Origin of the sequence: Streptomyces sp. NPDC002138 (assembly GCF_040296485.1) — a bacterium.
Classification (GTDB): domain Bacteria; phylum Actinomycetota; class Actinomycetes; order Streptomycetales; family Streptomycetaceae; genus Streptomyces.
Window position 1 is genome coordinate 1 of record NZ_JBEOXE010000136.1, and the last position, 6,555, is coordinate 6,555.

The following is a 6,555-nucleotide window of genomic DNA, read 5'->3' on the forward strand; positions in this document are numbered from 1 at the left end:
CGGCCGGCACGGTCTTCACCGGACTCCATCACGGGCCCGCGGTATGGGAGCAGACCTGGGAGCACGTGTCGCGGATCGCCGCCCTCACGCGGGCGGCACTACGCGGTCACTACTGGCCAGAGGCCTGCAAGGGGGACTTACTTACCCTTGGCGGCTTCCTTGAGCTTGGAGCCCGCGGAGACCTTCACGCTGTAGCCGGCCGGGATCTGGATGGGGTCGCCGGTCTGCGGGTTGCGCGCGGTGCGAGCGGCACGGTGGGTGCGCTCGAAGGTCAGGAAGCCGGGGATGGTGACCTTCTCGTCGCCCTTGGCGACGATCTCGCCGACGGTCTCGGCGAGCGCGGCCAGAACGGCGTCGGCGTCCTTGCGGGTCACCTCGGCGCGCTCGGACAGAGCGGCCACCAGCTCACTGCGGTTCATGTTGTACTCCCGTGTTCAACTTGCCTATGAGGCGTGAGATCGAAGCCGATGCTGCCAGGGCCCTAGGACAGTCCCCGGACCCGGGTCTGAACGTCAGACCCTCTCGCCCGGTTACGCATCCTGCCCCCACCAGCGGCGGGAAAGCCAATCCGGCACCCGCCAGGGTCACACGAAAAGCGCCACAGTCACGCCGCCGTGACGCTCTGTCCGCACCGGTGGGACGCGGACCGCGTACCACGCGGGCATCCCCGCAACCCTAGAGGCGCCCCGGCGGGCCCGCATCTCGCGACGCGCCGGGGAAGGGGACCCGGTGGGTCAGACGGACGTGGGTCCCGTCACAGCGGCGGGGGCGGCGGGGGTGGCGGCCTTGCGGACCGCCCCCGCGACGGCGCCCGCGACCTTGTCGTTGAAGACCGACGGGATGATGTAGTTCGCGTTCAGCTCGTCCTCGGTGACGACGTCGGCCAGCGCGGCCGCGGCGGCCAGCATCATGCCCGTGTCGACGGTGCGGGACTGGGCGTCCAGGAGGCCGCGGAAGACACCCGGGAAGACCAGCACGTTGTTGATCTGGTTGGGGAAATCGGAGCGTCCGGTGGCCACCACGGCGGCGCTCTGGCGGGCCACGGCGGGGTCCACCTCGGGGTCCGGGTTCGCGAGCGCGAACACGATCGCACCGTCCGCCATGGCGGCCACGTCGTCGCCGCTCAGCACGTTCGGGGCCGAGACGCCGATGAACACGTCGGCGCCGACGACGGCCTCCTTGAGCGTGCCCGTGTAGCCCTCGGGGTTGGTGTTGTCGGCGATCCAGCGCAGCGGCGACTCGGCGTGCGCGTCGACCAGGTCGGCGCGGCCGGCGTGCACGACGCCGTGGATGTCGGCGCTGACGACGTTCTTGACGCCCGCCGCGAGGAGCAGCTTGAGGATGGCCGTACCGGCCGCGCCCGCGCCCGACATGACGACCTTCACGTCGCCAACGGCCTTGTTCACCACCCGCAGTGCGTTGGTGAGGGCCGCGAGGACGACGATGGCGGTGCCGTGCTGGTCGTCGTGGAAGACGGGGATGTCGAGGGCCTCGCGCAGCCGGGCCTCGATCTCGAAGCAGCGCGGCGCGGAGATGTCCTCGAGGTTGATGCCGGCGAAGCCGGGGGCGATCGCCTTGACGATCGCGACGATCTCGTCGCTGTCCTGGGTGTCGAGGCAGATGGGCCACGCGTCGATGCCCGCGAAGCGCTTGAAGAGGGCCGCCTTGCCCTCCATGACGGGCAGCGCGGCCATCGGGCCGATGTTGCCCAGACCCAGGACGGCCGACCCGTCCGTCACGACTGCGACGGAATTGCGCTTGATGGTCAGGCGGCGCGCGTCCTCGGGATTCTCGGCGATCGCCATGCACACGCGGGCCACGCCCGGGGTGTAGATCATGGAGAGGTCGTCACGGTTGCGGATGGGGTGCTTGGACGCCATCTCGATCTTGCCGCCGAGGTGCATCAGGAACGTACGGTCGGAGACCTTGCCGAGGTTCACGCCCTCGATCCCGCGCAGCTTCTCGACGATCTCGTCGGCGTGCGCCGTCGAGGTCGCGGCGATCGTGACGTCGATCCGGAGCTTCTCGTGACCCGAGGCGGTCACGTCGAGGCCGGTGACCGACCCTCCGGAGGACTCCACGACGGTGGTGAGCTGGGAGACCGCGGTACCGCTCGCGGGCACTTCCAGTCGGACCGTCATCGAGTACGAGACGCTGGGCGCCGTTGCCATGTCCGTGTTCCTCTGCTGTCCAAGGTTCGCTGTTCACGGGCCCCGCACACGGCAGGCGCGGCAGGACCTGTTGTCAGATCGTCCCACCTACCGGCCGGTACAAGGTAACCAGCTACAAATTTCGGAAAGACACTTCCACCATACGAGATTTACCGGTATCACGGAAGTCCGTCCCGGCCACGACGGGCGGACGGGCCCGGCCGGGACGGGAACGCAAAACAGGTCCGCGCCCCCCGCCGAAGCGGGGGACGCGGACCTGTTTCACGTATACGACACCGACCCGCCATGCTCGCCTCGCGGCAAGTGGTCGCTCTAGGCGACGAAGGTTGGGCCCGGGGGCTTGGATCGAGTCGGTGCCGTATCCCAGGCTAACAAAGGTTCGCCAGAAGTGATCCCCCTCCAGGCGACGGACCTGAACGGCCACGCGTCCGGCCGCCGACCGGATGGCCGTACGAGCCCCGGAGCGGCCCCGCACGGCGCCCGCACGGCGCCCGCACCACGCCCGTACGGCGCCCCCGCGCGGCCCCGGCCCTCACTCCCGCAGCAGCTCCGGCACCCCGGCCACGTCGGGCCGGTCCCGCTCCCCCGAGACCACCGTGAGCTGCTGCGTCGCCCGCGTCAGGGCGACGTAGAGCACCCGCAGGCCCGCCGGGGACTCCTCCGCGATCTCCGCCGGGGAGACGACCACCGTGGCGTCGTACTCCAGCCCCTTGGCCTCCAGGCTGCCGAGCGCCACCGCGCGCTCCCCGAGCTCCGCGAGCCACCCGGCCGCCTCCGCGCGCCGGTCCATCGCCACGACCACGCCGACCGTGCCGTCGACCTGCTCCAGCAGCCGCCGGGTCTCCTCCCGCACCGAGGCGCCCAGATCGGCGCCCGCCGTGGTGAAGCGCGGCTCCAGGCCGGTGGAGCGGACCGCGGTGGGCGGTTCCATCCCCGGCATGGCCAGACGCAGCACCCGGGCCGCCAGCTCGGCGATCTCGGCGGGGTTGCGGTAGTTGACGGTCAGCGTGAACTTGCGGCGCGGACGGCTGCCCAGGGCCTCGTCCCGGGCCGCCGCCGCCTCGTCGGGGTCGCTCCAGGAGGACTGGGCCGCGTCGCCCACCACCGTCCAGGTGCCGGTCCGGCCGCGGCGGCCCACCATCCGCCACTGCATCGGCGTCAGGTCCTGGGCCTCGTCGACGATCACGTGGGCGTATTCGGTGCGCTCCGCCGCCAGCCGCTCGGCCCGCTCCCACTGGGTCTCCTCGCGGCCCGGCATCAGCTCCTCCAGGCCCGTGAGGTGCGCCAGCGGGTCCAGGTCGCGCTTGCGCTTGGGGCGCGCGGGGGCGCCGATCAGCAGCTGGAGTTCGTCCAGCAGCGCCACGTCGTGCACCGAGAGCGGACCCTTGCCGTCCGCGCCCGTGCGGCGCAGCGAGCGGGCCAGCAGCCGGGTCTCGCGCGGATTCAGCACCCGGCGGGCCCAGCGGCCCAGGCGCCGCTCGTCGGCCATGGTGGCGAGCACCCCGCGCGGGGTCAGCTCGGGCCACCAGGCGTTCAGGAAGTCGATGAAGACGTCCTCGGTGGAGATGTCCTCGTCGAAGCCGGAGCGCAGCTCGGCCGCGAGCTCGCGGTCGGTGTGCCGCCCGGCGCCGCCGGACTTGGCCCACAGGGCGTCCAGCAGCAGCTTGCGGGCGCGCGGACGCAGCAGGTTGACGGGCGCGGTGCCGCCGAGGACGACCTGGCGGATCCGGTCCAGCTCGTCGGCCTCCAGCTCCTGGCGGCGCCCGAAGGCCACCACCCGCAGCCGCTCGGGGGCGCCGCCCAGCTCCAGGGCGCCCCGGACGGCCTTGCGCAGGACCGGCAGCATCCGGGAGGAGCCCTTGACCCGGGCGACGGCCGGTTCGTCGTACGTACTGGCCTCCGCGCCGTCGACCAGCGAGCCGAGCGCCCGGATGGCGACCTGGCCCTCCTCGCCGAGCGAGGGCAGCACGCCCTCGGTGTAGGCGACGAGCAGCGGGGTCGGCGAGACGATCAGGATGCCGCCGGAGTAGCGCCGGCGGTCCTGGTAGAGCAGGTAGGCGGCGCGGTGCAGGGCGACGGCGGTCTTGCCGGTGCCGGGTCCGCCCGCGACCTCCGCGACGGAGGCGGCGGGGGCCCGGATGACCATGTCCTGCTCCGCCTGGATGGAGGAGACGATGTCGCGCATGGAGTGCGTACGGGCCCGGCCCAGGGCGGCCATCAGCGCGCCGTCGCCGAGCGCGGGCAGCTCCCGCCCGTCGAGGTAGGCGGTCACCTCGGGGCGCATCAGGTCGTCCTCGACCCCGAGCACCTTGCGGCCCTTGGAGCGGATGACCCGGCGGCGCACCACCCGGCCGGGCTCCTTGGGCGTGGAGCGGTAGAACGGCGCGGCGGCGGGCGCGCGCCAGTCGATGACCAGCGGCGCGTAGTCGGTGTCGAGCACGCCGATCCGCCCGATGTGCAGGGTCTCCGCGATGTCGGCGGTCAGGTCGGGGCGGATCGCGTCCTCGGCCGGTTCGACGGAGGTGAAGGCGCCGTCGGCGCCGCGCTCCCCGTCCTTGCCGAGGACGAGGTCGATCCGCCCGAAGAGGAAGTCCTCGAATTCGTTGTTGAGCCGGTTGAGATGGATCCCGGCGCGGAAGACCTGGGCGTCGCGTTCCGCGAGGGCGCCGGGCGTACCGACCTGACCCCGCTTGGCCGCGTCGTTCATCAGGAACTCGGCCTCGTGGATCTTCTCCTCGAGGCGGCGGTACACCTGGTCCAGATGAGTCTGCTCGACCGCGATCTCGCGATCGCGGACGGAATCCGCCGTGCTGTCGACAGCGGCATCCTGCGCGGCCACCAAGGCCCCCTTCTGACGTGCATTGGGCGACCGTCAACCGTACGCGAACAGACCGGGTGTCCGCACGCCCGTTCCGCGCGCGGGCGCGCGGAACGCGGGCGCGAGAAGCGCCATGAGGCCGTTATGAGTGTGTATGCGCTACGCGGGACGCGCGGCGAGCACCCGCGCGCGGTGGCGGGCCACCCGCTCCCGGTTTCCGCAGAGTTCACTGGAACACCAGCGCCGCCGGTGGCCGCGCGAGGTGTCCAGGTAGACCCGGGTACAGCCCTCACCTTCGCAGGCGCGCAGGCGGTCGCGGTCGCCGGGGTCCGTGAGCAGCTCCACCGCGTCGCGCGCGACGGCCGCCAGCAGCGCCGCGCAGCCCACCCCGGCCGCCCCGCCGCACAGTTCGCGCACGAGGTGCCCGTCGGGGTCGCGTACGGCACACAGTGCCGGGGGTGGACCGCAGGCCCGCGCGTTGACCCGGGCGAGCGGTTCCTCGCCGGGGGCGCGGCCGTGCAGCTCCGCCGCCACCAGGGTCGCCACATCGGCCCGGAGCACCCGGAACGGCTCCAGCCAGTCCGTGTCCACGCGGGCCGGCGGGGTCCGCCCGGGCACCAGCCCGGCTCCGGTGAGCCACAGGCTCAGCCCGGCGCAGTCCGCGATCCCCTCGGGGGGCCCGAGGGTGGCCACCAGGTCCAGACAGACCCGTCCCGATTCGAACCACATGCCCGTCACCGCCTCGGTCGACGCCCCACCAGAGTGCCCCCGGGGCGGGCCCGGGCGGAAGCCTCATGCAGCGGGCGGTTCGTCGTGCAGCAGCAGCTGGAAGAGCCGGTGGTCGCGCCAGGCGCCGTCGATGTACAGGTAACGGGGGGCGACCCCGTACGCCTCGAACCCGGCCTTGGCGAGCACGCGCTGGGAGGCGGCGTTGTCGAGCAGCGTCCCGGCCGAGAGCCGGTGCAGCCCGACCTCGTCGCGAGCCACCCGGATCACCTCGGCGAGGGCGGCGGAGGCGAGGCCCCGGCCGGTCCGCTCCTGGTCGATCCAGTAGCCGACGCCGGCGCTGCACAGGGGCCCGTGCACGATGTTCTGAAGGGTGATGGTCCCGAGGACCGCATCACCCTCAACGAGTACGTACTGCCTGACGCGGCCCGCGTCCTGGTCCGCGAGCGTGGTCTCGATGCGGGTGCGCTGCCCGTCCTCGGTGTAGAAGTCGGCGGGCCGGGGTGGCTCGTAGGGGGCCATGTACGCCCGATTACGCCTGAGCGCCGCCACCATCCCGGCCGCGTCCCCCACCGTGACGCCCCGCATCTCCACCCCGTCAAAGATCATCCCCCAAACTACCCCGCACCCCCGAACCACATCCACCCCCCAACCCGGCCCGGGCAAACCCGGCCCGGGCAAACCCGGCCCGGGCAAACCCAGCCTCACCGGCGTTTGAGGCGCGGCCCCGGAAAACCCAGCCCCGCCGACCCCGCACCCGCCGCCGTCCCGATCCAGGTGCGCCCGGCACAACTCCCGGCCACCGTGCCCGATTTCACCGGCCGCGGCCCCTTCGTCACC

5 protein-coding genes and 1 pseudogene are annotated in these 6,555 nt (G+C 72.7%); 1 reads left to right on the forward strand and 5 read right to left on the reverse strand.

The window, feature by feature from the left end:
* Positions 1–102, forward strand: a pseudogene (locus ABT084_RS37525) (2-keto-myo-inositol dehydratase); the annotation flags it as partial.
* Between the two features lie 35 nt (positions 103–137).
* Here ABT084_RS37525 and ABT084_RS37530 read toward each other — a convergent pair.
* The 5 genes from ABT084_RS37530 to ABT084_RS37550 all read right to left on the reverse strand — a co-directional run bounded on the left by ABT084_RS37530 (position 138) and on the right by ABT084_RS37550 (position 6,324).
* The gene (locus ABT084_RS37530) at positions 138–419 is read right to left on the reverse strand and encodes an HU family DNA-binding protein (RefSeq protein ID WP_007264399.1); all 282 of its coding nucleotides are present in this window, start codon (positions 417–419) and stop codon (positions 138–140) included.
* 315 nt (positions 420–734) lie between these two features.
* Positions 735–2,171 (reverse strand): NAD-dependent malic enzyme, encoded by a 1,437-nt coding sequence (locus tag ABT084_RS37535; protein ID WP_351054231.1) that lies wholly within the window; start codon positions 2,169–2,171, stop codon positions 735–737.
* Positions 2,172–2,703: 532 nt separating this feature from the next.
* Positions 2,704–5,010: a HelD family protein gene (locus tag ABT084_RS37540; RefSeq protein WP_351054234.1), complete on the reverse strand. Its 2,307-nt coding sequence runs from the start codon at positions 5,008–5,010 to the stop codon at positions 2,704–2,706.
* Between the two features lie 138 nt (positions 5,011–5,148).
* The gene (locus tag ABT084_RS37545; protein ID WP_351054237.1) at positions 5,149–5,718 is read right to left on the reverse strand and encodes a CGNR zinc finger domain-containing protein; all 570 of its coding nucleotides are present in this window, start codon (positions 5,716–5,718) and stop codon (positions 5,149–5,151) included.
* A gap of 63 nt (positions 5,719–5,781) precedes the next feature.
* A complete protein-coding gene (locus ABT084_RS37550) occupies positions 5,782–6,324 on the reverse strand; it encodes a GNAT family N-acetyltransferase (RefSeq protein WP_351054240.1) in 543 nt (180 codons plus the stop codon).
* Positions 6,325–6,555: the final 231 nt, after the last annotated feature.

Bases quoted from the DNA above. Each gene is read 5' to 3' on its own strand.
- ABT084_RS37530 (WP_007264399.1), bottom strand. From the start codon at position 419: ATGAACCGCAGTGAGCTGGTGGCCGCTCTGTCCGAGCGCGCCGAGGTG.
- ABT084_RS37535 (WP_351054231.1), bottom strand. From the start codon at position 2,171: ATGGCAACGGCGCCCAGCGTCTCGTACTCGATGACGGTCCGACTGGAA.
- ABT084_RS37545 (WP_351054237.1), bottom strand. From the start codon at position 5,718: ATGTGGTTCGAATCGGGACGGGTCTGTCTGGACCTGGTGGCCACCCTC.
- ABT084_RS37550 (WP_351054240.1), bottom strand. From the start codon at position 6,324: ATGATCTTTGACGGGGTGGAGATGCGGGGCGTCACGGTGGGGGACGCG.